Origin of the sequence: Actinoplanes italicus (genome assembly GCF_003001815.1) — a bacterium.
Taxonomy (GTDB): domain Bacteria; phylum Actinomycetota; class Actinomycetes; order Mycobacteriales; family Micromonosporaceae; genus Actinoplanes; species Actinoplanes italicus.
In genome coordinates this window covers 561,958-586,593 of sequence record NZ_PVMZ01000001.1, presented here as the reverse complement: position 1 = coordinate 586,593, position 24,636 = coordinate 561,958, and the positions used below count along the sequence as shown (strand labels likewise).

The following is a 24,636-nucleotide window of genomic DNA, read 5'->3' as shown; positions in this document are numbered from 1 at the left end:
AGCCTTCATGATCGCGCGGATGTGGGAGGTGCGGGCCTCGCGTAGTGGCTTCGACGAGCTGCTGGCCTGGGTCTGCGACACGGCGGTGCCTGCCCTGGAGGTACTGCCACAACATGTGTCGAGTGACGTCTATTCGTCCACCGATCATCGCATCGTCGTCATCACCAAATGGCGCAACTCCCCGGAGAACATGCGCACCCCGCCGGAGAACCTGGTGGCACGCGCTCCGCACGTCTGGGATTTCAACCCCGTCGATCGCTGAGCGGTCGCATCGGCGCAGCTGGGCCCTTACCGTCGGGGCCTGATGCGAAGACTGCCCGTGACCGATCCCGGTACGCCCGACTCCCGGTCCGCCACCCGTTATCTGCTCTGGCTGATCCGGCGTTCCCGCCTGACGGTCGCGGCAGCGGCCCTGCTGGCGATCGCCTGGATGGGATGCCAGTCGCTGGTGCCCGCCGTCGTCGGCCGAGCCGTGGACGCCGCCGTGGCGCGCGACGGGCCGGCCCTGGTGACCTGGGCGTCGGTGCTGTTCGGCGTGGGTGTGCTACAGGCTCTCACCGGCATCGCCCGGCACCGGTTCGCGGTCACCAACTGGCTGGCGGCCGCGTTCCGGACGGTGCAGGTGGTGGTCCGGCAGGCGAACCGGCTCGGCTCGACACTGCCGAGGCGACTGAACGCCGGCGAGGTCGTCGCGATCGGTACCTCGGACATCACCCACATCGGCGGTGCCGTCGACATCACCTCGCGGGGCATCGGCTCGCTGCTGGCCGTGATCACGGTCACCGTCCTGTTGCTGCACGCCTCGGTTCCGCTGGGGCTGGTGGTGCTTCTGGGCGTACCCATGCTGATGTTGGTCGTCGGGGTTCTGATCCCGCCGTTGCACCGGCGGCAGAGGGCCTACCGGGAGAGCCAGGGCCGGCTGACCGGGCGTGCCGCTGATCTGGTCGGCGGGCTGCGCGTGCTCCGTGGGGTGGGCGGCGAGGCGGTGATGGCGGCGCGCTACCGGGCCGAGTCGCGTGCGCTGGGTGAGGCCGGTGTCCACACCGCGCGTGTCGAGTCGCTGCTGGAGGGGGCGCAGGCGCTGCTGCCGGGATCCTTTCTCGTGCTGGTCACCTGGCTCGGTGCACGGTTCGCGGCGGACGGCAGGATCACGGTCGGTCAGCTGGTGGCGTTCTACGCCTATGCCGCGTTCCTGGTCGCGCCGCTGCGACAGCTCACCGAGGCGATCGACAAGATCACCCGTGGGCACGTGTCGAGCCGCCGGGTGGTGGCGATGCTGCGTGAGCGCAGTGATCTTCCGGATCCTCCGGATCCGATTCCGCTTCCGGAAGGCGAGCTGGTGGATCCCGATTCGGGGGTACGGGTGACGCCCGGCTGCCTCACCGCGATAGCCGCCACGACTCCCGCCGCCGCGGCCCGGATAGCCGATCGTCTCGGCCGGTACGCCGACGGCGCCACGCTGGGCGGTGTCCCGCTGACGGCGGCGGCGATGTCCGACGTACGCGAGCGGATTCTCGTGGCCGACAACGAGGCGGGTCTGTTCTCCGGCCGGCTGCGTTCCGACCTGGACCCGGACGGCCGCGGAACTCTCGAGGAGGCACTCGTCGTCGCCGCGGCCACCGAGGCGGTGGACGCGCTGCCGTCCGGCGCCGAGACCGTGGTGCCCGATCGCGGCCGGTCGTTCTCCGGCGGCCAGCAGCAGCGGCTGCGCCTGGCTCGTGCGCTGATCGCCGACCCGGAGGTTCTGGTCCTGGTGGAGCCGACGAACGCGGTGGACGCCTACACCGAGGCGCGGATCGCCGAGCGGCTGCGGGTGGCACGCGCCGGGCGGACCACGGTGATCTGCACCACCAGTCCACTGCTGCTCAGCCGGGCCGACCTCGTCTGCTTCGTCGAGGACGGCCGGGTGGTGGCGGCCGGTCCGCACACCGGGCTGCTGCGCACCGAACCCGGTTATGCCCGGCTGGTGCTGCGCGGCAGCGAGCCGCCGGAGAAGAAGCGCGAGGAAGCCGGCGAGGAGCGGTCGTGAGCCGGTTGCTACCGGTCGCGAGCGCCGCGCAGGCCCGCCGCTACGCACGCGATCTGATCCGCCGGTACCCGGCCCTGTTCCGGGCCACGATCTTCCTGCACGTGGCCGCGGCGGTGGCCGGTCTGGCCGGTCCGCGGCTGCTCGGCGACCTGGTTCAGGGCGTCCACGACGGCGTGCCGATGTCGTCATTGGACCGGCTCGCGCTGACGATCGCCGGGTTCGTGCTGATCCAGGCGGTGCTGATCCGGTTCGCGCATCTGGCGTCGGCCCGGCTGGGGGAGCGAGTGCTGGCCCGGCTGCGGGAGGAGTTCGTCACCCGGGTGCTGGCGCTGCCACTGTCCAGGGTGGAGGCTGCCGGATCCGGCGATCTGCTCACCCGGGCCACGCGCGATGTCGACGCACTGTCCAAATGCGTCCGTTTCGCGGTTCCGGAGACTCTTATCGCGGTCATCACACTCTGTCTCGTGGTGGGCGCTCTGATGCTGGTCAGCCCGGTGTTCGCGGTGCCGCTGCTGATCGGGGTACCGATCATGACGGCCGGGACACGCTGGTACCTGCGGCACGCGCCGGCCGGCTATCTGCGGCAGAACGCCGCCTACTCGGACGTGACCGAGGGACTGACCGAGACGGTGGAGAGTGCCCGGACCGTCGAGGCGCTGGGCCGGCAGCGGCAGCGGATCGACCGTACCGACATCGACCTGCGGCGATCCTGGCGTGCCGAGCGGTTCACGCTCCACCTCCGGACCGTCTGGTGGCCGGTGATCGAGATCAGCTACGTGATGCCGATGGTGCTCACGCTCCTGGCCGGTGGCTGGCTCTATCTGCACGACCGGGTGACGCTGGGCGCCCTCACGGCGGCCGTGATCTACGTGCAGCAGCTGGTCGACCCGCTCGACCGGCTGGTGGGCTGGCTCGACGAGCTGGAGGTGGGGGCGGCGGCGCTGGCCCGCCTCCTCGGCGTCACCGCGGATCCGGTCCCGGCGACCGATGAGGTCTCCCGGCCACGGGACGACCGGATCGAGGTCCGCGACGTGCGGTTCGCCTACGAGCCCGGGCGCGAGGTGCTGCACGGCATCGACCTCGTTCTCGAACCGGGCGAGCGGCTCGCCGTCGTCGGGGTCTCCGGGGCCGGCAAGTCGACGCTAGGCCGCCTGCTTGCCGGCGTGCACCGGCCGACCTCGGGCGATGTCACGGTCGGCGGCGTCCCGCTGGCCGACCTGCCGCCGGACCGGCTGCGCGCCGAGGTCGCCCTGGTCACCCAGGAACACCATGTCTTCATCGGTACGCTGCGCGACAACCTCGCCATGGTCCGGCCGAACGCGCAGGAGGGCGAGATCAGGGCCGCGCTCACCGCGGTGCAGGCTCTCGCTTGGGTGGACGCCCTGCCGGACGGCCTGGACACGCTGGTGGGCACCGGCGGGTACCTGCTGTCGCCGGCGCAGGCGCAGCAGGTGGCGCTGGCCCGGCTGGTGATCGCCGACCCGCACACGCTGGTGCTCGACGAGGCGACCGCGATGCTCGACCCGCGGGCCGCCCGCGATCTGGAGCGGTCGCTCGCGGCGGTGGTCAGCGGGCGGACCGTGGTCGCGATCGCGCACCGGCTGTTCTCGGCGCACGACGCCGACCGGGTGGCGGTGATGGCCGACGGCCGGATCGTCGAACTGGGGTCACACGACGAGCTGGTGGCGGCGGGTGGCGCGTACGCGCGGCTGTGGAACTCGTGGCAGGGCGGTGCCACGAAAAAGGCGCGCCCGGAAGGCGCGCCCTTTCCCTAGCCGTTCTCCGGTCAGAAGCCCGGACCGTGCTGGTGGCCGTGCCCGTGGCCGTGGCTGTGGCCGTGTCCACCGCCGGCGGCCGGAGCGGCCTCGGCCGGCTTCTCCACCACGAGGCTCTCGGTGGTCAGCAGGAGCCCGGCGATCGAGACGGCGTTGGAGACCGCGTTGCGGGTCACCTTCACCGGGTCGATGATGCCGGCCGCGGCCAGGTCGACGTACTCGTCGGTGGCGGCGTTGAGGCCGTGGCCCCAGCCCAGCTCGGCGACCTTGCCCACCACGACGTAGCCGTCGTGGCCGGCGTTCTGCGCGATCCAGCGCAGCGGCTCGACGAGCGCCTTGCGGACGATGCCGACGCCGAGCGCCTCCTCGCCGGTCAGGCCCAGGTTGCCGTCGAGCTCCGAGACGATCTGCGCGAGGGCGGCGCCGCCACCGGGGACGGTGCCTTCCTGCACGGCCGCCTTGGTCGCCGCGATGGCGTCCTCGATGCGGTGCTTGCGCTCCTTCATCTCGACCTCGGTGGCCGCGCCGACCTTGATCACCGCGATGCCGCCGGAGAGCTTGGCCAGCCGCTCCTGAAGCTTCTCGCGGTCCCAGTCGGAGTCGGACGCCTCGATCTCCTTGCGGATCTGGGAGACCCGGTCGGCGACGTCGGAGGAGTTACCGCCACCGTCGACGATGGTGGTGTTCTCCTTGTCGACGACGATGCGCCGGGCGCTGCCCAGCGACTCGAGGCCGACCTGGTCGAGCTTGTAACCGAGCTCGGGAGCGATCAGCTCGCCGCCGGTGGCGATCGCCAGGTCCTGCAGGATCGCCTTGCGGCGGTCACCGAAACCGGGCGCCTTCACCGCGACGACCTTGATGGTCTTGCGCAGCGAGTTGACCACCAGGGTGGACAGGGCCTGACCGTCGACGTCCTCCGCGACGATCAGCAGCGGCTTGCTGGTCTGCAGCACCTTCTCCAGCAGCGGGAGCAGCTCCTCGATGCTGGAGATCTTCTGCGTGGTGAGGAGGATGTGAGCGTCCTCCAGCACCGCCTCCTGCGCCTCGGCGTCGGTCACGAAGTTCGGCGAGATGAAGCCCTTGTCGAACTGGAGACCCTCGGTCACGTCGAGCTCGGTCTGCAGCGCCGAGCCCTCCTCGACGGTGATGACACCGTCGCGACCGACCCGGTCCATCGCCTCGGCGATCAGCTCGCCGATGGTGGCGTCCTGGGCCGAGATGGTGGCCACGTTCGCGATCGCCTTGTGGTCCGCGACCTCGACGGCCTTGGCCAGCAGCGCCTTGGAGACGACCTCGGCGGCCTTGTCCATGCCGCGCTTGAGGCCGATCGGGTTGGCGCCCGCGGTCACGTTGCGCAGGCCCTCGCGGACCAGCGCCTGCGCGAGCACGGTCGCCGTGGTGGTCCCGTCACCGGCGACGTCGTTGGTCTTGGTCGCCACCTCCTTGACGAGCTGGGCGCCAAGGTTCTCGTACGGGTCGGTGAGCTCGATCTCCTTGGCGATGGTGACGCCGTCGTTGGTGATCGTGGGCGCGCCGAACTTCTTGTCCAGGACGACGTTGCGACCGCGCGGACCGAGGGTGACCTTGACCGTGTCGGCGAGGGTGTTGACGCCGTGCTCCAAGAGGTGCCGGGCGTTGTCTGAGAAGCTGAGGATCTTCGCCATGAATGGTCCCTTCACGCACCAGCGCCCTGCCCCGAGCTATCGGAACAGGGCGCAAGCGCAATCAGTTAGGTCTTACTTCTCGATGACCGCGAGGACGTCGCGGGCGGAGAGCACCAGGTACTCCTCGCCGGCGTACTTGACCTCGGTGCCGCCGTACTTCGAGTAGAGGACGACGTCGCCGACCTTCACGTCGAGCGGAACGCGGTTGCCCTTGTCGTCGATCCGGCCGGGGCCGACGGCGAGGACGGTGCCCTCCTGGGGCTTCTCCTTGGCGGTGTCGGGGATCACGATGCCGGAAGCAGTCGTGGTCTCAGCCTCGTTCGCCTGGACCACGATGCGGTCCTCGAGCGGCTTGATCGCAACCTTGGTCGCGGTAGTCACGGGCATACCCTCCTGGGTACAGGTTTCGCCGGCCTTGAACCAGGCCGGTCAATGCCTCATGCCACCGGGCGGGGCCGTCGTCGCGGGTGCCGGTCCGCCTGGTGCCTAACCGCCACGGAGGACCCGGGCGGCTGGCACCCTCATGTTGAGAGTGCTAACGCCGAGACTATTCCGGAACTAGCACTCCGTCAACCAGAGTGCCAACCTGTCACGCCAGGGAGAATGCCTCACGTGACACCTGAGTTGCTGCGACTTCTGCGTACCCCCGAGGGGATGAAAGCCCTGGCCGCGGCGGCCGAGGTGGCCGGCGGGGAGCCGCTCGCCGCGGCCTCGGCCCTGCGGGCCGGGGGCTTCGGCGCGGAACTCGCCGCGGCCGCCTTGACCCAGGCTAGTTTGCGGGAACGCGCCGCGATGAAGTTCGGCCAGGTAGCCGCCGGGATGTTCTTCACCCGTGCCGGTCTGGAGCAGGCGACCCGTGCCGTGGTCGCCGACCGGCGTGCGGCCCGGCTCGCCGCGGCCGGCGTCCGGACGCTCGCGGACCTCGGGTGCGGCCTGGGCGCCGACGCGCTGGCCGCGGCCCGGCACGGCATCGCGGTGCACGCCGTGGACGCCGATCCCACCACCGCCGCGATGGCCGCGGCGAACGCCGAGGCGGCCGGTCTCGCCGATCGGATCACGGTCGAGTGCGCCGATGCCACGACGGTGCCCGTGGAGCGCTACGACGCGGTCTTCGCCGACCCGGCCCGGCGTCAGGCCGGTCGTGGCCGGGTGTTCGACCCGAAGGCGTACTCGCCGCCGTGGGACTTCATCGCCGCCCTGCCCCGGCGGGTGCCGCGCACGGTGCTGAAGCTCGCGCCCGGCATCGACCACGGGCTGCTGCCGCCGGGCGCCGAGGGGGAGTGGGTGAGTGTCGGCGGCGACCTGGTCGAGGCGGCCTTCTGGTGCGGCCCGCTTGCGGAGGTGCCACGACGGGCCGTACTGCTGGGTCCGAACTCGGTTTTAACCGGGGCCGGCAACAAATCGGCTGGGGTCGGGCCGGTCGGGGCGTGGATCTACGACCCCGATCCGGCGGTGGTCCGGTCCCATCTGGTGGCCGAGTTCGCCGAGTCGGTCGGCGGGCGGCTGGCCGATCCGCAGATCGCCTACGTCTACACCGACGACCCGGTGGATACGCCGTTCGCCCGGCGACTCGGTGTGACCGAGGTCCTCCCGTTCTCGCTGAAACGGTTGCGGGCCCTGCTGCGCGAGCGCGGCGTCGGGGTGCTGGAGATCCGTAAACGGGGTTCCGCGCTGGTGCCCGATCAGCTCCGCAAGGACCTGCGGCTGTCCGGTCCGAACACGGCGGGGCTCGTGCTGACGCGTGTCGAGGGGGCACCGGTCGCGTTGCTGACCACCTCGGCGATGTAGTTTGCGCGCATGGCCAAGAAAGCGGCCGGTACGCCGGCCACCGTCTTGCTGAACACGGAGCGGGTGGCGCACGCCCTGCATCCGTACGAGGTGTCCCCGGACTCCCCCAACTACGGGGCGCTGGTTGCCGAGGCGCTGGGTGTCGCGCCCGAGCGGCTGTTCAAGACCCTCGTGGCCGAGGTGGACGGCAGCCTCGTGGTGGGCGTCGTGCCGGTCACCGGCGACCTCGACCTGAAGGCGCTGGCGTCCGCTGCCGGGGGCAAGCGGGCCGCGCTGGCCGACCGCGCCGCGGCCGAGCGCAGCAGCGGTTACGTGCGGGGCGGGATCAGCCCGCTGGGACAGCGCAGGCGACTCCCCACCGTGATCGACGACTCCGCCTCCGGGCTCGATCGGATGTACGTATCAGCGGGCCGCCGTGGTCTCCAGGTGTCGCTCGCCCCGGCCGATCTGATCAGGCTGACCAGTGCGATCGTCGCGCCGATCCGTGCGGCCGCATCCTAGTACAGGCGGATAAAAGTCTGTTCTTCGGGTTTCCGCCCACTTTCGGCGCCCGGACTACTTAGCGTTACTTCATGGACATCGTCGGGCCATCCCGCGTCGCCTTGCGGCGACCTGGGGGAACGGCCGTGTTGCCGGATTGTTATCCCTCGTTACGAGATAGACCATCGTTGCCGCTTGTGTTCTCGGCCACCATGGGAATACGTTGCCGGGCACAACAAACCGGTTCCTGATCCATCGGCACCACGGGCAGCAGCGGTTCTCCCAGACACTGCTGTCCTGATTAATCCGAATAAGGCTCCGGATTACCCCCCGAAAGGACATAAGCGATGCGTAAGGGAATGTTCGCCCTTGCCGCGGCCGGCCTTCTGGCCACCGGAACCATGGCGGCCTGTGGCACCGAGAGCGACAGCGGCTCCGGCGACACCGGCTCGGGCAAGTCCTCGGTCGGCAAGGTCGGCGTGATCCTGCCCGACACCAAGAGCTCGGCCCGCTGGGAGACGGCGGACCTGAAGTACCTGACCGAGGCCTTCAAGGCCGCGGGCGTCGAGGCGGAGATCAAGAACGCGCAGGGCGACAAGGCCTCGTTCCAGACCATCGCCGACGGCATGATCCAGAGCGGCGTCAAGGTCCTGATGATCGTCAACCTGGACTCGGGCACCGGCAAGAACGTGCTGGACAACGCCAAGAAGGCCGGTATCGCGACGATCGACTACGACCGTCTCACGCTGAACGGCGGCGCGAACTACTACGTCTCCTTCGACAACGTCGAGGTGGGCAAGCTCCAGGGTCAGGGCCTGATCGACTGCCTGGCCGAGAAGAAGGTGACCAAGCCGGTCATCTCCTACCTCAACGGCTCGCCGACCGACAACAACGCCACCCTGTTCAAGGAGGGCTACGACTCGGTCCTCAAGCCGAAGTTCGACTCCCAGGAATTCATCAAGGGCCCGGACGACTCGGTGCCGGACTGGGACAACGCCAAGGGCGGCACGATCTTCGAGCAGCAGCTCACCAAGGACAAGAAGATCACCGGTGTTCTCGCGGCCAACGACGGCCTCGGCAACGCGGCCATCGAGGTCCTGAAGACCAACAAGCTCAACGGCACCGTCCCGGTCACCGGCCAGGACGCCACCGTTCAGGGCCTGCAGAACATCCTCGCCGGCGACCAGTGCATGACCGTCTACAAGGCGATCAAGAAGGAGGCCAACGCGGCCGCCGAGCTGGCCATCGCGCTGGCGAAGGGTGAGAAGCCGACCACGGCCACCCAGACCGTGACCGACCCGGAGTCGAAGCAGCCGGTCCAGTCGGTGCTGCTCAAGCCGGAGGCCATCACCAAGGCGAACGTCAAGACGGTCGTCGACGACGGCTTCGTGACCAAGGCCGAGCTCTGCACCGCCGCGTTCGAGAAGGCCTGCACCGAAGCGGGCATCAGCTGATCCCTCAGCAACACCGTTGAATCCGGCGACGGCGCCGCTCACGTCACCTCGTGGGCGGCGCCGGAGTCGATTCAACGGCCCGAAACGGTCGGTCACCGAACGAAGGAGAAACATCCGTGGCCGCGACACCCCTACTGGAACTGCGCGGGATCGACAAGAGCTTCGGTCCCGTCCAGGTGCTGCACGATGTCGGCCTCAGCGTCTACCCCGGAGAGGTCACCGCGCTGGTCGGTGACAACGGTGCCGGTAAGTCGACCCTGGTCAAGTGCATCAGTGGCATCTACACGATCGACGCGGGCACGGTGACCTTCGACGGCAAGCAGGTCGCGATCCACAGCCCGCGGGACGCTTCCGAGCTCGGCATCGAGGTCGTCTACCAGGACCTCGCGCTCTGCGACAACCTGGACATCGTCCAGAACATGTTCCTCGGTCGCGAGAAGAAGAGCGGCATCGTGCTCGACGAGCCGACCATGGAGCAGATGGCCGGCGAGACCCTGGCCAGCCTCTCCGTGCGGACCGTCAAGTCGCTGCGCCAGCTCGTCGCCAGCCTCTCCGGCGGCCAGCGGCAGACCGTGGCGATCGCCAAGGCCGTGCTCTGGAACAGCCGCGTGGTCGTCCTCGACGAGCCGACCGCCGCGCTGGGTGTGGCACAGACCGCCCAGGTGCTGGAGCTGGTCCGCCGGCTGGCTGACAACGGTCTCGGCGTGGTGCTCATCTCGCACAACATGAACGACGTCTTCGCGGTGTCCGACCGGATCGCCGCGCTCTACCTGGGCCGGATGGCCGCGCAGGTGAAGGCGAGCGACGTCACCCACGCGCAGGTCGTCGAGCTGATCACCGGCGGTCGCAGCGGCAACCTGGGCCTCCCGCCGGAGAAGCCCACCGACTTCGTCGACATCACGCCGGGAGTCCAGAAGTGAGCACCACGACCCTCGAGACCGCCGGTGGCGTCAAGGTCGTCAAGCCGACCGTCGCCAGCCACATCCGGGACTACATCGGCCGGATCCGCGGCGGTGACCTCGGTGCCCTGCCCGCCGTCCTGGGCCTGGTCATCCTCGTCCTGATCTTCGGCTCGGCCCGGAGTGACACGTTCTTCAGCGCCGGCAACTTCGCCAACCTGTTCAACCAGGCCGCCGGCGTCACGATGATCGCGATGGGCCTGATCTTCGTCCTGCTGCTGGGCGAGATCGACCTCTCCGCCGGTTTCGCCGCCGGCGTCTGCGGTGCGGTCATGGCGATCCTGCTGACCGAGAAGGGCTACTCCGAGCCGGTCGCGCTCGCCGCCGCCCTCGGCTCGGGCGTCGTGATCGGTCTGCTGCTCGGCTTCCTGGTCTCCAAGGTCGGCATCCCGTCCTTCGTCGTGACGCTGGCCGCCTTCCTCGCCTTCCAGGGTGTTCTGCTGAACATCCTGGGTGAGGGCAAGAACATCTCCATCCCGGACGGCTTCATCAAGTCGCTCAACAAGGACAGCCTCTCGGTCACCTGGAGCTGGGTCCTGGCGATCGCGGCGGTGGTGATCTTCGCGCTGGTCCAGTTCATGCGGTACCGCGGCCGGGCCAAGCGCAATCTGGTCAACGAGCCGATCGGCATCATCCTGCTCCGGGTCGGCGGCCTCGCCGCGCTGATCCTGATCTCGACCGCGATCCTGACCCAGGAGCGGGCCATCAACCCCGTGATCGCCTCGCTGAAGGGTGTCCCGATCGCGGCGCCGGTGATCGGCGGCTTCCTGGTGCTCTGGACCTTCGTGCTCAGCCGCACCTCGTACGGCCGGCACGTCTACGCGGTCGGCGGCAACGCCGAGGCCTCCCGCCGGGCCGGTATCCCGGTCGACCGGATCCGCATCTCGGTCTTCGTGATCGGCTCGTTCATGGCCGCGGTCGGCGGCGTCATGCTGGTCAGCCGGGCCGGCTCGGTCGACCCGAACACCGGTGGCAGCAGCACCCTGCTGTACGCGGTCGGAGCCGCGGTCATCGGCGGTACCAGCCTCTTCGGCGGCAAGGGCAAGATCATCCACGCCGTGATCGGTGGCGCGGTGATCGCGGTCATCGACAACGGCATGTTCCTCATGGACTTCTCGTCCGGTACCCGTTACATGTTCACCGGTGTGATCCTGCTGATCGCCGCCGGCGTCGACGCACTGGCCCGGCGCCGCGCGGCGGCGACCGGGAACCGGTAGCCGGAACGCGATGAGACTGCCGACCAGGCGGGGGACGGGACGCTGATGCGGGCCGGCCCGAGTCAGGAAGAGGTACGTAAGCACAACCTCGGGACGCTGTTGCGCTACGTCCACATGCACGGCGCGACGTCCCGGGCTGAGCTGACCACCCGGCTCGGCCTCAACCGCAGCACCATCGGCGCGCTCACCGCCGACCTGATCGGCGCGGGCCTCGTCAGCGAGGCGGCACCACGCGAAACCGGCCGGGCCGGACGACCGTCACTGGTCGTCCGGCCCGAGTCGGGACGGGTGTACGCCTACGCGCTCAGCATCGAGGTGGACCGCCTGCGGGCCGCCAGGGTCGGACTCGGCGGCCGCATCCTGGAGCAGTACGAGACCGAGCGCCCCCGCGGCATGAACGCCGGCGAGGCGGTCCGCCCGCTGGCCCGCTTCGTCCGCACGATGCGCTCCGGCGTGCCCGACGACGGCCGGTGCGTGGGCAGCGCCGTCGCCGTGGCCGGCATGGTGCGCCGCGAGGACGGGCTGATCCGGTTGTCCCCGACGATCGGCTGGGTGGACGAGCCGATCGGTGAGTCGCTGCGGTCCGAGCTCGACGAGTTCGGCCCGCTCAGTGTCGGCAATCACGCCGACGTGTGCGCCCTCGCCGAGCACGCCCGCGGCGCCGCGGTGGGCTCGGACAACGTCATCTACCTGTACGGCGACGTCGGCGTGGGTGCCGGCATCGTGGCCGGCGGCCGCCGGGTGCACGGGCACGGCGGTTACGGCGGCGAGGTCGGCCACATGGTCGTCAACCCGTACGGACGCCCGTGCAGCTGTGGCTCGCGAGGCTGCTGGGAGACCGAGATCGGCGAGCACGCGCTGCTGCGCCTGGCCGGCCGTGCCGATCGCAGCGGTGGCGAGGCCGTCCTCGCCGTAGTGGACGCCGCGATGCGCGGGGACAGCTCCGCCCAGCACGCGTTGCGGCAGGTCGGCGACTGGATCGGGTTCGGCGTCGGCAACCTGGTCAACATCTTCAACCCGGAGGTCGTGATCTTCGGCGGTACGCTGCGCGACGTCTACCTCGGTGCCGCGGCGCAGATCCGCAGCCGGCTCAACGCGGTGGGACTGCCCGCCTGCCGGGAGCACGTCCGCCTGCGCACCCCGGAGCTCGGTGCCGACGCGGCCCTGATCGGTGCCGCCGAACTCGCCTTCGAGAATCTGCTCGACGATCCGCTCGTGTCCTGATCAGAGGCCACATCGCGACCGTCGTGATTGGGCGTTGAGGGCGAAGATCTATGCTGCCCGCCATGCCCCCGCGTCAACCGGTCCTGGACCCGGCCGCGGCGTACCCGAGAATCAACGCACTGCGGACCGCCCTGGACTCCGGGGACTGGCCGGAGTGCCGGTCGGTTCTCGACGCCGCCGAGCCGGTGGAGCGCACCGAGCTGACGATGATCGCTTTCGGTGAGACGGGCCTGGAGACGTTCCTGCGCGGTGTGCTGACCGGGGATCCCGGTGACGGCGCTGCAGGTGCCCTGCTCGGTCAGCATCTGATCGGAGCGGCCTGGCGTATCCGTACCGCCGCCCGGTCCGAACAGGTCAGTCGCGAGCGCCTCGCCGCTTTCACCGAAGGCCTCGAAGTGGCCGAACGGCTGCTCGTCGACGCCGCCGCTCGCAGCCCGCACGACCCGGCCATCTGGACGGCCCGCCTGATCACCGCCCGCGGCCTGCGGCTGGGCCGGTCCGAGGCGCGCCGCCGTTACGACCGGCTCGCCGCGATCGATCCGCACCACCTGCCCGGCCAGTGGCAGTTCCTGCAGCAGCTGTGCCCCAAGTCCGGGGGTGTCTGGGCGCTCGCGCACACCTTCGCCGGGGAGACCGCCGCGGCCGCGCCGCCCGGATCGTTCGACCCGGTCCTGGTCGCCGAGGCGCACCTCGAGCACTGGCTGGAGGAGCACGGGCGCAGTGCCGCAGCGGGCCGCCGCTACCTGAGCGCCGGCCCGGTCCGCGACGAGCTGAACGAGGCCGCCGACCGTTCGGTGCGGCACCCCGCCTTCCGGCGGACTCATGGATGGGTACGGGTGACGAGCACCTTCGCGATGGCGTTCGCCCTTCTCGACGACCGTCCGGCGGCTGCCGCGCTGTTCACGGCGCTGGGCGATCTCGGCTCCGACCGCCCGTGGGACTACCTCGGCGATCCGGGTCCGACGATCGTGAAGTACCGGAAACGCGCGGGGGGAGGCGGCACATGAGGCGGCTGGAGGTCGACGGTCTGCCGGCGGTGCTCGCCCCGGTGAGCGGCCCGACCCACGCCGGCCTGGTCTTCCGGGTCGGCACCGCGGACGAGCCATTGGCCCGGCGCGGTATCACGCGGCTGGTCGAACGCCTGGTGACCAACGGTCGTGGCGGATTGGTCGGACCCGAGCACACCTACTTCCACGTGCAGGGCTCGGCCGCCGCGATCACCGAGTATCTGGCCGGGGTGTGCGAGGCGCTGCGCGATCCGCCGACGCAACGGCTGGCCGCCGCCCGCGAGCGGGCCGGCCGTGCCGAACGCGACCCCCTGCCCATGTGGCGGCACGGTGCCCGGGGCTTCGGTGCGGCCAGCTATCCCGAATGGGCCCTGCCCGGTCTCACCGAGGACGATCTGCGTGAGTGGATCACCCGCTACTTCACCAGGGAGAACGCGGCGCTCTGGGTGGCCGGCGACGAGGTGCCCGAGGGCCTCGCGCTGGATCTGCCGTCCGGTGAGCGGCGACCCGCTCCGGCGGCTGCCACGACGCTGCCCGTCACGCCGGCCTTCTTCCCGGGCGAGACACCCGGCGTGGTCGCCTGGGACACGGTGGTACGCCGTGGGCCGCACGCCGCGGTTTTCGCCAACGTCCTGGAACGCCGCATGCTCGACGAGCTGGGCGGCACCGGGCGGGCCCGCACCGAGTACGTGATCCGCTGCGACGGCACGGCCCGGATCGCCGCGGTGGCCGAGGTGCCGCCGGATCAGCAGGAGGCGGCACTCGGCGGGCTGGTCGACGTGCTGGCCGCCGTGCGGGCCGGGCGCATCGACCCCGACGAGGTGGCGGCCGTGGTCAAGCTGACCTGTACGGGCCTGCGCGAGTCCGAGTCGCGCGGCGCCCGCCTGCCCGGTCAGGCGTTCAGTCTGCTGGCCGGGCGGGAGGTGCAGAGCCTCGAGGAGGCACTGGCCGAGGTGCGCGCGGTCACCGTCGCCGACGTGGCGGTGGTCGCGAGTGAGGCGTACGACTCCGGGCTTCTGATGACCCCGCCCGGCGGCACCGCGGGCTGGGCCGGGTACGCCGCTGCCCCCGCCATGTCGGAGACCGTGCTGGCGGGCCGGACGCACCGCGGCCGCGGGAACCGGACGATCCGCCTGATCAGCGGCGACGAGGGCGTCAGCGTGACCGGCCCGGACGTGGTGGCCTCGGTCGGCTGGGAGTCGTGCGTCGCGATGCTGGCCTGGCCGGACGGCGCCCGGCACCTGATCGGCGAGGACGCCGTGGTGGCCCGGATCGAGCCGTCTCTCTTCCGTGGCGCCGACCGGGTGGTGCGCGAGGCCGACGCCCGCGTACCGCAACGCCTGCGGATCGAGATGCCACCCCGCGACCGCGATCGCATCCCGCGGCCGGAGCCCGCGCCCCGGACAGGAGCCGGGCGCCTCTACGCCACGCTGACCGTCAGCGGACTGTTCGTACTGTTCTTCGTCGCGGGCGCCGTCTGGGCGCTCATCCGGCTGCTCACCGGCCTCGGCGACACACGTGAGGACGCGCTGGCGCTGGCCGGCAGCCTGGCGTTCGGGGCCTTCTGCGCCCGGTACTGCTGGATCGCCGCGCGCGATCTCGGGTCCCTGAGAAAGGGCCCGCACCACGGGTGACGGCCATCTATAGTGCGCGCCATGATCGGATCCACCGACGTGGTGCTCGACCGGGCCGCCGCGTACCCGGAGATCGCCGGACTCCGGGCGGCGCTGCGGCGCCGTGACTGGCCGGCCTGCCGGGCGCTGATCGACCGATTGGAGCCGTCTGCCCGCAGCGCGGCGCTGCTCGAGTGCGGTGACGAGCAGGACGCCGAACCGTTCCTGCGCGGCGTGCTGAACGCCGATCCGGCGGATCCGGCCGCGACCGCGCTGCTCGGCCACCATCTGATCAAGCTGGGCTGGCGGATCCGCACCGGCTACGCCGCCGAGCACGTGAGCCGCGGCCAGGCCCAGCAGTTCCGCGACCGGCTCCGCAGGGCCGAACTGCTCCTGATCGACGGCGCCGCCCGGCACCCGGGGGACCCGGCGATCTGGACCGCCCGACTGCTCACCGCGCGTGGGCTGGAACTGGGCCTGGCCGAGACCCGGCGCCGGCTCGACCGGGCGCTGGCCGCCCAGCCGAACCATCTGCCCGCTCAGCTGCAGTTCCTGCAGAGCGCCTGCCCGAAGTGGGGCGGCACCTGGGACCTCGTTCACGGGTTCGCCCGCGACGCCGCGGCCGCCGCACCGCCGGGCTCGCCGCACGGGTTGCTGGTCGTCCACGCGCACATCGAGCACATTTTCGGCGACGACGGGACCGACGTCTTCCGCTATCTGTCGAACGACGCGATCCGGGCCGAGATCTACGAGGCGGCACACCGGTCGGTCTGGCATCCGGAGTTCCGGCGCGACCACGGCTGGCTCCAGGCGCTCAACGCGTTCGCCCTGATCTTCACGATGCTCGACGACCGGCGGTCCGCCGCCACCGTGTTCACCGCGCTCGGCGACCTGGCCGACGAGTACCCGTGGAACCAGGTCGGGGCCGACGTGCCGGTCCAGGTCCTCCAGGCCCGCGCGTGGGCGTACGAGGGAGAGTCATGATCATTCGGCAGGAGGTCGACGGCATCCCCGCGCTGATCGCGCCGACCAACGGACCGATGCACGCCGGCCTGGCGTTCCGGGTCGGGTTCGCCGACGAGCCACTGGCCCGGCGCGGGATCACGCACCTCATCGAGCATCTGGCGCTGTACTCGTTCGGTGTGGCCGACTACCACTACAACGGTGCCACCGGCGTCGAGCACACCTACTTCCACATGCAGGGCGCCGAGGCCGACATCGTCGCCTTCCTCAACGGGGTCTGCTCCGGGCTTCGTGACCTGCCGATGCACCGGCTGCCGGTCGAGAAGGAGATCCTGCGCACCGAGGAGAGCAGCCGCGGCGAGTCGCCGGCCGAGCGCCTGGCCCTGTGGCGGCACGGCGCCCGCGACCACGGCATGCCCGGTTACCCGGAGTGGGGGCTCCACGGCCTCACCCCCGACGACCTGCGCTCCTGGGTTGCCCGCTACTTCAACCGGGGCAACGCGGTGCTCTGGATCGCCGGACCCGGCGTGCCCGCCGGTCTCCGGCTCGATCTGCCGGACGGTACGCGCCAGGTGGTCCCGGCTCCTTCTTCCACTCTTCCGGTACGCCCTGCGTACTTCACCGGTGACTCGAACGTCGTCGCCTGGGACGCCGTGGTGAAGCGCGGTGCCGCCGCCGCGGTCTTCGCCGACGTGCTGAAACGGATGATGTTCCGCTCGCTGCGTCAGGAGGGCGGCCTGTCGTACAACGTTCTGACCGACTACACGCCCCGCGCCGACGGCCGGGCCGTGATCATGGCGGTCGCCGACGCGCTGCCCGAGAAGCAGGACGCCGTGCTCGGCGGTTTTGTCGACGTGCTGGCCGCGGCCCGGCTCGGCATGATCGACGAGTCCGAGGTGACCGCGGTCGTCAACCAGCGCCGGGACGAGATGAGGCACGCCGACGCGGCCGGTGGCCGGCTGCCGGGCCAGGCGTTCAACCTGCTCGACGGCCGACCGCTGCAGAGTCTCGAGGAGGCGCTGGCCGAGCTGGACGCGGTCACCCGCGGTGACGTCGCCGCGATCGCCGCCGACGCCTGCGCCGACGGGCTGCTGATGACCCCCGGTGACAACGAGGCCGACTGGGCCGGGTTCGCCGAGGCGCCGTCGGAGTCCGAGAACCTGGTGGACGGCATCGTCTACCGGTCGATCGGCGACTCGGCCCCGCGGCTGACCGCCGGTGAGAAGGGCCTCAGCATGACTCGGATGAACTCGGCCGTCACCGTGCTCTTCGACGAGTGTGCGGCGGTCCTGGCCTGGCCGGACGGCGGCCGGATCTTCATCGGGAACGACGCGGTGCAGGTACGGGTCGAACCGGCCCTCTACCCGGACGGGCACGCCGTGGTGGTGGCGCTGGACGCCCGGGTCCGGCCGGAGTTGCGGGTCACGATGCCGCCCCGCGATCCGGAACGGATACCCCGCCCACCGGCGTCCACGACGGACACGGGGAGCGGATCGGCGCTGTCCCGGGTGTTCCGGCGGATCAGAGGACGCTGAGAAGCGTGCACGATGGTGGGGTGAAGGCAACGATCAGACCCGGGTTGGCCGGGGTTGCGGCGGCCGCGGTGGCGCTCGGCGTCGCCGAGCTGTTCGCCGTCGTGACCGGTGCGCGGTCGGCTCCCCTCGTGGCGGTCGGCGGCGTGGTGGTCGACCATGTGCCGGCTCCCGTGAAGGACTTCGGCATAGCCGTCTTCGGGGTGCACGACAAAACCGCCCTGATCATCGGTACGGCCGTGCTGCTCGCCGCCTACGCCTACGTGGTCGGCGTGCTGGCCCGGCGGCGATGGGCACTGGCGGTCGGCGGGATCGCACTGTTCGGGCTGGTCGGCGCGCTGGCGGCGGTGACCCGTCCGGGAGCGGGGGCGGCCTCGGTGGTTCCGTCGGTCGCCGGGGCCCTGGTGGCCGTGGCGGTGCTGCGGCACCTGCGCGACCGGGCGGTCGCGGCCGAAATCGACGGGAGCGGCACGGAGACGTACGAGATGGAGGAAGGTCGTCGCCGTTTCGTCCGTGACCTCGGGATCGTTGCCGCGGCCACGGCAGCCGCCGGGATCGGTGGCCGGATGCTCGCCTCACGCCGCACGGTGACCACGGCCCGCGCCGACATCGTCCTGCCGCCCGCCACCGAGTCGGCGCCGCCGCTGCCGCCCGCGGTGAACGCGCCCGGCGCGGTGCCCTACGTGACGCCCAACCGACGCTTCTACCGGATCGACACGGCCCTGGTCACGCCGCAGGTGGACCCGGACTCGTGGACTCTGCGGATCCACGGGATGGTTCGCAACCCGATCACGATCACCTGGGCCGAGCTGCTGAAACGACCGATGGTCGAGCGGTATGTGACTCTCGCCTGCGTCTCGAACGAGGTGGGCGGTGACCTGATCGGCAACGCGCTCTGGCTGGGCACCCCGATCAAGGCCCTGCTCGACGAGGCCGGCCCGCTGCCCGAAGCGGATCAGGCGGTGCAGCGCTCGTCGGACGGCTGGACGTGCGGCACGCCGACCGCGGTACTGCGTGACGGACGGGACGCGCTGCTCGCGATCGGGATGAACGGTGAGCCACTGCCGGTCGCGCACGGCTTCCCGGCCCGGATGGTCGTTCCCGGACTGTACGGCTACGTCTCCGCCTGTAAGTGGATCACCGAGATCGAGCTGACCCGGTTCTCCGACTTCGACGCCTACTGGGTGCCGCGCGGTTGGTCGGCGCAGGCCCCGGTGAAGACCCAGTCCCGGATCGACACCCCGCGCGACGGTGCCCGGAAGCCGGCCGGCACGGTCACGGTCGCCGGAGTCGCATGGGCGACACATCGGGGGATCGCCAAGGTCGAGGTGCAGGTGGACGACGGTCCGTGGCAGACCGCGGACCTTGCTCCGGCGGTCTCCGCGGACACCTGGCGGCAGTGGAGTCTGACCTGGGCCGCCTCCGCCGGGCGGCACACCCTTCGGGTACGTGCGACCGATCTCGATGGGGTGACGCAGACACCTCTGGAGGTACCACCGGCGCCGGACGGCGCCACCGGGCTGCACCAGGTGACAGTCGACGTCGGCTAGTTGAAAGCCGCACTTTCGGTCCGACTCGCGGATGCAAGTCGCTCATACGGTGGCTTGCATGTCCACCAATGCGGTTGAAGAACCGCTGAACCACTCGACACGGCCCTCTTCGGAGGACCGTGCCGGAAGCCGTGTGGTGATGCCGCGTGCCGGACGGCGTCAGGCAGCAGGCGCCTGCCGTTGCGCCGGTACCGCCGTCTTGTGGGGCCGGCCGAGGCGTGCCTCGAGCCGTAGCAGGTCGACCCGTCCGTGACGATCGGCAAGGTCCTCCCAGCCGACCGCGAGCAGCCGCAGCCGCTCCGATTCGCTGAAACCTCCCCACACGCCGTACGGCTCGCGAACGGCGAGGGCGTGCGCGGCACACTCCGCCCGGACCGGGCAGACGCCGCACATGGACTTCGCCTTGGACTCGCGGCGATTGCGGGACGACCCGCGCTCGCCGTCGGGGTGGAAGAACTGTGCACTGTCCCGGCCCCGGCAGAGGCCCAGTCTCTGCCAATCCCAGAGATCGGCGATGGGACCGGGCAGCCTGCGAACGTTCGACATCAACACCCTCCTCCCGCGCGGCACCGCGGAGCGTTCGTCGTGAGGGGCCTGGAAACGGCCTTTCGCCGGTGTACCCAAGCAACCCCCGGCTCACACGCACCATGTCGATGTCTTCGCGAGCGGTATGGCAAAGGGGTGGCAAGTCATACCTTTCTTTCCCGTTTTTTCCATCTAAAGCGCGTAATGCTGCGGCCCTCGCGTGATCTCCTCTGAGAGAGAAGGAGGATCACTGTGCGTACCGTCCTCGTGTGCGTCCGAACCCCGCTGGCGGCCCAAACCGTCGCGTCGACCGCGGCCCGGCTCGGCATGACCGGCGTCGTCCGGACCGCGGTCAGCGAGACCGAGGCCATGATCCGACTGGCGGAACGGCCCGCCGAAGTGGTCCTGGCCGACACCGCCGTGACCCGGCCCGACAGCGTCGGTTTCACCCGGCGCGTACTAGCCCGCGCCCCGCAGGCACAGGTGGTGCTCTTCGGGGCTGAAGATCCGCGGGTCGCCGCGGCGGCGGTCGCCGCCGGTGCCCGCGGCGTGATCCGCGGCGTCGAGCACGACCTGGTCAGCGTCGTGGCGAAGGCGCTGCTCCTGCTGCTGTTGCCGGTACGCCCGCAGGGCATGCCGATCAACGGCGCCAACGCGCAACCGGCCACCGTGGCCGGCGGCGTGCGCAACAACAACTCCCCAGCGGCCCGGGGTCAGTACCAGCAGGGGCCTGGCGGCATCGGTGTACACAACGCGGCCGCGGTGCCGGCGATGCTCGGCCCCAACGCGCCGATGGTTCCGTCGCAGCGTGGCGACGCACCGATCGACCCGGCCACCGGGCGGCCGATGGTGGCCTGGCCGGGCAACGAAGGCGGTGTCGGTATGGCCGACGCGCAGCCGGCGGGGCGGCGGCTCACGCTCACCGAACGCGAGCTCCAGGTGCTGCGGGGGATGGCGGACGGGAAGAGCAACGCGGAGATCGGGCGGGAGCTGTTCGTCTCCGAGGACACCGTCAAGACACATGCTCGGAGGCTGTTCCGGAAGCTTGGGGCCCGGGACCGGGCACATGCCGTGGCTGCGGGGTTCCGGGCTGGGCTGGTGGCTTAGCGACTGGCGGGCGGGGTCGACCGGGCGGCGCCCGGGTCACCTCGGTGCTGGAGGTGAGCCGGGCAGGTCACCTCGGGGGCTGAGGGGGTGTTGGGACGCTCGGCCGGTGGGCCCGGTTGGCGGCTTGGTCACCGAGCTGTGCTTGATTGCTCCGCTTCGCTCAGCGGCAAAATGCCTTGTAACCGGTGATGAGGCAGGCGATTTCCCGCCACCCGGCAAACCCCGCTGGGCGTCGGCAAATCGACTGCCTCATCACCGGCGGCATTTTGCGGGTGGTTACGTGGCTCCGTGCGCACTGAAAAAGTACGGGTACCTGCGCGGGGCGGCGTGACTGCGTACGCCTGGGTCAGCCCTTAGGTTTCGGCCTTTGCCTTTGGCCTCTTGTTTTCAGGGGGTTTCGTCGTCTGAGCCCTCTGTGAGGGTGTCGTGTACTCCGTCGGCGTAGCCTCGGGCGTACTCCCAGGTGACGTAGTGGTCGGGGTCGGGGTCGTAGGCCGGCTCGTGGACCCGTGGGCGGCCGCTGCTCAGCAGGTGGCGCAGATTGCCCCTGAGCAGGTCCCAGTCGAAGTAGTGCGGCTCGTGGCAGTCCTCGCACTCGATCACCAGCCCGCGGATGCCCGTCGGGCTGAGCAGCGCCTGGTAGATCTCCAGGTCGGAGAGGTCCTCCAGGACGTCCTGCCGCTCTTCCTCGGTCAGCGGTTCGGACTCGGCGTCCTCGTTGAGGTCGTCGAGCTCGGCGGCCGGGTCGGTCGGGTCGCCGTTGAACGGGTCGATGGGCTCATCTTGCACCCCCATACCGTACTCACCTCCCGAGCGAGTGTGCTGGCCCGCACGTTCTGTCCGCCGCCCGGGTGCCCCGTCCGGGATGGGTAGGATGATGAACTCCGCCTCTTCTCTAGGGAATGATCTGTGGAAACTGACAGCGCTCGCACCGTTCCTCTCGGCCTCACGTTCGACGATGTGCTGTTGCAGCCAGGCGAGTCGGACGTCGTTCCGAGCCGGGTCAACACGGTCACGCGTCTGACCCGCAACGTCGAGCTCACGATCCCGCTGCTCTCCGCGGCGATGGACACGGTGACCGAGGCGCGCATGGCGATCGCCATGGCGCGCGAGGGCGGCATCGGCGTGCTGCACCGCAATCTCTCCGCGGAGGATCAGGCGGCCCAGGTCGACCTGGTGAAGCGTTCCGAGTCCGGCATGATCACCAACCCGATCACCTGCAGCCCCGAGGACACCCTGGGCCAGGTCGACGCGCTTTGCGCGAAGTATCGGATCTCCGGCGTCCCGGTGGTCGACGGCGAGGGCAAGCTCGTCGGGATAGTGACCAACCGTGACATGCGCTTCGTCACCGACGCGAGCGTCAAGGTGCGCGACGTGATGACCAAGTCTCCGCTGATCACCGCGCCGGTCGGGGTGAGCAAGGCGGACGCGCTCGACCTGCTGCGCCGCCACAAGGTGGAGAAGCTGCCGCTGGTCGATGAGACGGGCCGGCTCCGCGGTCTCATCACCGTGAAGGACTTCACCAAATCCGAGCAGTACCCGGACGCGACCAAGGACGAGCAGGGCCGTCTGCGGGTGGCTGCCGCCGTCGGTGTCGGCGACGACTCCTACAAGCGGGCCCGCGGCCTGATCGACGCCGGTGTCGACGTGATCATCGTGGACACCTCGCACGGTCATCAGCGCCAGGTGCTCGACATGATCGCCCGGCTCAAGAAGGACACCGTCACCGACATCGTCGGCGGCAACGTGGCGACCTACGCGGGCGCCAAGGCGATGGTCGAGGCGGGTGCCGACGCGGTCAAGGTCGGTGTCGGCCCCGGCGCGATCTGCACCACCCGGATCGTCGCGGGCGTCGGTGTGCCGCAGATCACGGCGATCATGGAGGCGGCCCGTGCCTGCAAGCCGGCCGGCGTCCCGGTGATCGGTGACGGCGGTATCCAGTACAGCGGCGACATCGCCAAGGCCCTGGTGGCCGGTGCCAACGCGGTGATGCTCGGCGGTCTGCTGGCCGGCTCCGAGGAGAGCCCCGGTGAGCTGATCTTCGTGAACGGCAAGCAGTTCAAGTCCTACCGCGGCATGGGCTCGCTCGGTGCCATGCAGTCCCGCGGCCAGGCCAAGTCGTACTCCAAGGACCGCTACTTCCAGCACGACGTGCCGGAGGAGAAGCTGGTTCCGGAGGGCGTCGAGGGCCAGGTTCCCTACCGCGGCCCGCTGTCCCGAGTGGTCGGCCAGCTGGTCGGCGGCGTCCGGCTCGCGATGGGTTACGCCGGTGCGGAGACCATCATCGATCTGCAGGAGCGGGGTCAGCTCATCCGGATCACGGCGGCCGGCCTCAAGGAGAGCCACCCGCACGACATCCAGATGACCGTCGAAGCCCCCAACTACCACTCCCGTTAGACCTCCCCTAGATAGGACAACCGGGCCATGCGTGACGTCGTGGAGATCGGCCTCGGTAAGACCGCCCAGCGCGGCTACCACCTGGACGACATCGCCATCGTTCCGAGCCGTCGCACCCGCGACGTGGACGACGTGTCGACCGAGTGGAAGCTCGACGCGTACCCCTTCAAGATCCCCTGCGTCGCGCACCCGTCGGACGCCACCCAGAGCCCCGAGTCGGTGATCGCCCTGGGCCGCCTCGGTGGCCTGGGGGTGCTCAACGCCGAGGGCCTCTGGACGCGTTACGAGAACCCGACCAAGATCCTCGAGGAGCTGGCCTCGCTCGACGAGGACGCGGACGCCACCCGGCGCCTGCAGGAGGTCTACGCCGAGCCGATCAAGCCGGAGCTGATCACCGAGCGGGTCCGCGAGATCCGTGCGGCCGGCGTCACCGCGGCCGTCCGGGTGTCACCGCAGCACACCCTGGCGCTCGCCCCGGTGGTGCTGGACGCCGGCGTCGACCTGCTGGTCATCCAGGGCACCCTGGTCTCGGCCGAACACGTGTCCACGACGGACGAACCGCTGAACCTCAAGGAGTTCATCGCCGACCTCGACCTGCCGGTCATCGTCGGCGGCTGCACCGACTACAAGACGGCCCTGCACCTGATGCGCACCGGCGCGGCCGGCGTCATCGTCGGTATCGGCGCCGACGAGTGGTCCACGACGGACACCGTCCTCGGCATCCGGGTGCCGATGGCCACCGCGATCGCCGACGCGGCGGCCGCCCGCCGTGACTACCTCGACGAGACCGGCGGCCGGTACGTCCACCTGATCGCCGACGGCGGTATCGCCACGAGCGGCGACATCGCCAAGGCCATCGCCTGCGGAGCCGACGCCGTCATGCTCGGCGAGCCGCTGTCGCTGGCCGAGGGCGCTCCCGCCGGCGGCGCGTGGTGGCACTCGGCCGCTTCGCACCCGGCTCTTCCGCGCGGGGGCTTCTGCATCGCCGGTGAGCCGGACGGCACGCTGGAGGAGGTCCTCTACGGCCCGGCGAACAGTCCCAACGGCCAGCTCAACCTCTTCGGCGGCCTGAAGCGCGCGATGGCCAAGTGTGGCTACCGCGACGTCAAGGAGTTCCAGAAGGTCGCGCTGGTGCTCGACAGGGCCTGATCGCCCGAACCCGCGAACGGCGAGCCCCGCTAGGGGCTCGCCGTTCTCATTCCCCGAGCCGCCCGTGCCTTCCGTGCGGCCCGTGCCTTCCGCGCCGCCAGGCCCGCTCGCGACGATCTTGTGAGGTTGGGGTGGCTGGGGCGGCGGAAGGTCACAGGGCCGGGGTGAGGGTGCGCGGGCAACAGCCCGGCGGCGGCGTTGGG

At 70.6% G+C, this 24,636-nt stretch carries 21 protein-coding genes; 17 read left to right on the top strand and 4 right to left on the bottom strand.

Annotated features, from left to right (window positions below; all coding sequences use genetic code 11):
• Positions 1-7 precede the first annotated feature (7 nt).
• Genes CLV67_RS02785 through CLV67_RS02775 form a run of 3 tightly spaced genes read left to right on the top strand, consistent with a single transcriptional unit; the run spans position 8 to position 3,804 of the window.
• Positions 8-262, top strand: a complete 255-nt coding sequence (locus tag CLV67_RS02785) for a hypothetical protein (protein WP_106315513.1) — start codon at positions 8-10, stop codon at positions 260-262.
• Between the two features lie 42 nt (positions 263-304).
• The gene (locus CLV67_RS02780) at positions 305-2,029 is read left to right on the top strand and encodes an ABC transporter transmembrane domain-containing protein (protein WP_106315512.1); all 1,725 of its coding nucleotides are present in this window, start codon (positions 305-307) and stop codon (positions 2,027-2,029) included.
• The gene (locus tag CLV67_RS02775) at positions 2,026-3,804 is read left to right on the top strand and encodes an ABC transporter ATP-binding protein (protein ID WP_106315511.1); all 1,779 of its coding nucleotides are present in this window, start codon (positions 2,026-2,028) and stop codon (positions 3,802-3,804) included. The genes CLV67_RS02780 and CLV67_RS02775 overlap by 4 nt, the downstream gene beginning before the upstream one ends.
• An 11-nt stretch (positions 3,805-3,815) precedes the next feature.
• Here CLV67_RS02775 and groL read toward each other — a convergent pair whose 3' ends face one another.
• Both groL and groES read right to left on the bottom strand, forming a co-directional pair.
• Positions 3,816-5,468 carry a chaperonin GroEL gene (groL, locus tag CLV67_RS02770; protein WP_106315510.1) on the bottom strand — a complete coding sequence of 551 codons (1,653 nt, stop codon included), beginning with the start codon at positions 5,466-5,468 and terminating at the stop codon, positions 3,816-3,818.
• 72 nt (positions 5,469-5,540) lie between these two features.
• Positions 5,541-5,855: a co-chaperone GroES gene (gene groES / locus CLV67_RS02765; RefSeq protein ID WP_014440794.1), complete on the bottom strand. Its 315-nt coding sequence runs from the start codon at positions 5,853-5,855 to the stop codon at positions 5,541-5,543.
• A 216-nt stretch (positions 5,856-6,071) separates the two neighbouring features.
• Between groES and CLV67_RS02760 the strand changes: the two genes are divergently transcribed.
• From CLV67_RS02760 to CLV67_RS02710, 11 genes are all read left to right on the top strand, one after another.
• Entirely contained in the window at positions 6,072-7,256 is a 1,185-nt protein-coding gene (locus CLV67_RS02760) for a THUMP-like domain-containing protein (protein WP_106315509.1), read from the top strand.
• Between the two features lie 9 nt (positions 7,257-7,265).
• The gene (gene ybaK / locus CLV67_RS02755) at positions 7,266-7,757 is read left to right on the top strand and encodes a Cys-tRNA(Pro) deacylase (RefSeq protein WP_106315508.1); all 492 of its coding nucleotides are present in this window, start codon (positions 7,266-7,268) and stop codon (positions 7,755-7,757) included.
• Between the two features lie 326 nt (positions 7,758-8,083).
• Positions 8,084-9,190, top strand: coding sequence for a sugar ABC transporter substrate-binding protein (locus CLV67_RS02750; protein WP_106315507.1), 1,107 nt, complete (start codon positions 8,084-8,086; stop codon positions 9,188-9,190).
• A 116-nt stretch (positions 9,191-9,306) separates the two neighbouring features.
• The gene (locus CLV67_RS02745) at positions 9,307-10,110 is read left to right on the top strand and encodes an ATP-binding cassette domain-containing protein (RefSeq protein ID WP_106315506.1); all 804 of its coding nucleotides are present in this window, start codon (positions 9,307-9,309) and stop codon (positions 10,108-10,110) included.
• A complete protein-coding gene (locus CLV67_RS02740; protein ID WP_106315505.1) occupies positions 10,107-11,366 on the top strand; it encodes a sugar ABC transporter permease in 1,260 nt (419 codons plus the stop codon). The genes CLV67_RS02745 and CLV67_RS02740 overlap by 4 nt, the downstream gene beginning before the upstream one ends.
• A gap of 45 nt (positions 11,367-11,411) precedes the next feature.
• Complete coding sequence (locus tag CLV67_RS02735; protein WP_106315504.1) at positions 11,412-12,590, top strand: ROK family transcriptional regulator; 1,179 nt, start codon at positions 11,412-11,414, stop codon at positions 12,588-12,590.
• A 62-nt stretch (positions 12,591-12,652) separates the two neighbouring features.
• On the top strand, positions 12,653-13,597 hold the full coding sequence (locus CLV67_RS02730; RefSeq protein ID WP_239166635.1) for a hypothetical protein: 945 nt from the start codon (positions 12,653-12,655) through the stop codon (positions 13,595-13,597).
• Positions 13,594-15,231, top strand: a complete 1,638-nt coding sequence (locus tag CLV67_RS02725) for a peptidase M16 family protein (protein ID WP_203737429.1) — start codon at positions 13,594-13,596, stop codon at positions 15,229-15,231. Before CLV67_RS02730 ends, CLV67_RS02725 begins: the two co-directional genes overlap by 4 nt.
• A 21-nt stretch (positions 15,232-15,252) precedes the next feature.
• Complete coding sequence (locus tag CLV67_RS02720) at positions 15,253-16,194, top strand: hypothetical protein (RefSeq protein WP_106315738.1); 942 nt, start codon at positions 15,253-15,255, stop codon at positions 16,192-16,194.
• Positions 16,191-17,708, top strand: a complete 1,518-nt coding sequence (locus tag CLV67_RS02715; protein ID WP_106315502.1) for a M16 family metallopeptidase — start codon at positions 16,191-16,193, stop codon at positions 17,706-17,708. The genes CLV67_RS02720 and CLV67_RS02715 overlap by 4 nt, the downstream gene beginning before the upstream one ends.
• A 20-nt stretch (positions 17,709-17,728) precedes the next feature.
• Positions 17,729-19,255, top strand: a complete 1,527-nt coding sequence (locus CLV67_RS02710) for a molybdopterin-dependent oxidoreductase (protein WP_106315501.1) — start codon at positions 17,729-17,731, stop codon at positions 19,253-19,255.
• Between the two features lie 159 nt (positions 19,256-19,414).
• Here CLV67_RS02710 and CLV67_RS02705 read toward each other — a convergent pair whose 3' ends face one another.
• Positions 19,415-19,801, bottom strand: a complete 387-nt coding sequence (locus CLV67_RS02705; RefSeq protein ID WP_106315500.1) for a WhiB family transcriptional regulator — start codon at positions 19,799-19,801, stop codon at positions 19,415-19,417.
• Positions 19,802-20,032: 231 nt separating this feature from the next.
• Here CLV67_RS02705 and CLV67_RS02700 point away from each other — a divergent pair, with 231 nt between their 5' ends.
• Positions 20,033-20,887 (top strand): response regulator transcription factor, encoded by an 855-nt coding sequence (locus CLV67_RS02700; RefSeq protein ID WP_106315499.1) that lies wholly within the window; start codon positions 20,033-20,035, stop codon positions 20,885-20,887.
• Positions 20,888-21,274: 387 nt separating this feature from the next.
• On the opposite strand, the gene CLV67_RS02695 is transcribed toward CLV67_RS02700, so the two are convergent.
• A complete protein-coding gene (locus CLV67_RS02695; RefSeq protein ID WP_106315737.1) occupies positions 21,275-21,676 on the bottom strand; it encodes a DUF5319 domain-containing protein in 402 nt (133 codons plus the stop codon).
• Between the two features lie 120 nt (positions 21,677-21,796).
• Here CLV67_RS02695 and guaB point away from each other — a divergent pair, with 120 nt between their 5' ends.
• Together guaB and CLV67_RS02685 are read left to right on the top strand one after the other, a co-directional pair.
• The gene (gene guaB / locus CLV67_RS02690; RefSeq protein WP_106315498.1) at positions 21,797-23,284 is read left to right on the top strand and encodes an IMP dehydrogenase; all 1,488 of its coding nucleotides are present in this window, start codon (positions 21,797-21,799) and stop codon (positions 23,282-23,284) included.
• Positions 23,285-23,311: 27 nt separating this feature from the next.
• A complete protein-coding gene (locus tag CLV67_RS02685) occupies positions 23,312-24,433 on the top strand; it encodes a GuaB3 family IMP dehydrogenase-related protein (protein WP_106315497.1) in 1,122 nt (373 codons plus the stop codon).
• The last annotated feature ends 203 nt before the right edge of the window (positions 24,434-24,636 follow it).

Coding starts and splice junctions, on each gene's coding strand:
- CLV67_RS02685 (WP_106315497.1), top strand. CDS start 23,312: ATGCGTGACGTCGTGGAGATCGGCCTCGGTAAGACCGCCCAGCGCGGC.
- CLV67_RS02735 (WP_106315504.1), top strand. CDS start 11,412: ATGCGGGCCGGCCCGAGTCAGGAAGAGGTACGTAAGCACAACCTCGGG.
- CLV67_RS02750 (WP_106315507.1), top strand. CDS start 8,084: ATGCGTAAGGGAATGTTCGCCCTTGCCGCGGCCGGCCTTCTGGCCACC.
- CLV67_RS02730 (WP_239166635.1), top strand. CDS start 12,653: ATGCCCCCGCGTCAACCGGTCCTGGACCCGGCCGCGGCGTACCCGAGA.
- groL (WP_106315510.1), bottom strand. CDS start 5,468: ATGGCGAAGATCCTCAGCTTCTCAGACAACGCCCGGCACCTCTTGGAG.
- ybaK (WP_106315508.1), top strand. CDS start 7,266: ATGGCCAAGAAAGCGGCCGGTACGCCGGCCACCGTCTTGCTGAACACG.
- CLV67_RS02760 (WP_106315509.1), top strand. CDS start 6,072: ATGCCTCACGTGACACCTGAGTTGCTGCGACTTCTGCGTACCCCCGAG.
- CLV67_RS02720 (WP_106315738.1), top strand. CDS start 15,253: ATGATCGGATCCACCGACGTGGTGCTCGACCGGGCCGCCGCGTACCCG.
- CLV67_RS02785 (WP_106315513.1), top strand. CDS start 8: ATGATCGCGCGGATGTGGGAGGTGCGGGCCTCGCGTAGTGGCTTCGAC.
- CLV67_RS02780 (WP_106315512.1), top strand. CDS start 305: ATGCGAAGACTGCCCGTGACCGATCCCGGTACGCCCGACTCCCGGTCC.
- CLV67_RS02715 (WP_106315502.1), top strand. CDS start 16,191: ATGATCATTCGGCAGGAGGTCGACGGCATCCCCGCGCTGATCGCGCCG.
- groES (WP_014440794.1), bottom strand. CDS start 5,855: ATGCCCGTGACTACCGCGACCAAGGTTGCGATCAAGCCGCTCGAGGAC.
- CLV67_RS02705 (WP_106315500.1), bottom strand. CDS start 19,801: ATGTCGAACGTTCGCAGGCTGCCCGGTCCCATCGCCGATCTCTGGGAT.
- CLV67_RS02725 (WP_203737429.1), top strand. CDS start 13,594: ATGAGGCGGCTGGAGGTCGACGGTCTGCCGGCGGTGCTCGCCCCGGTG.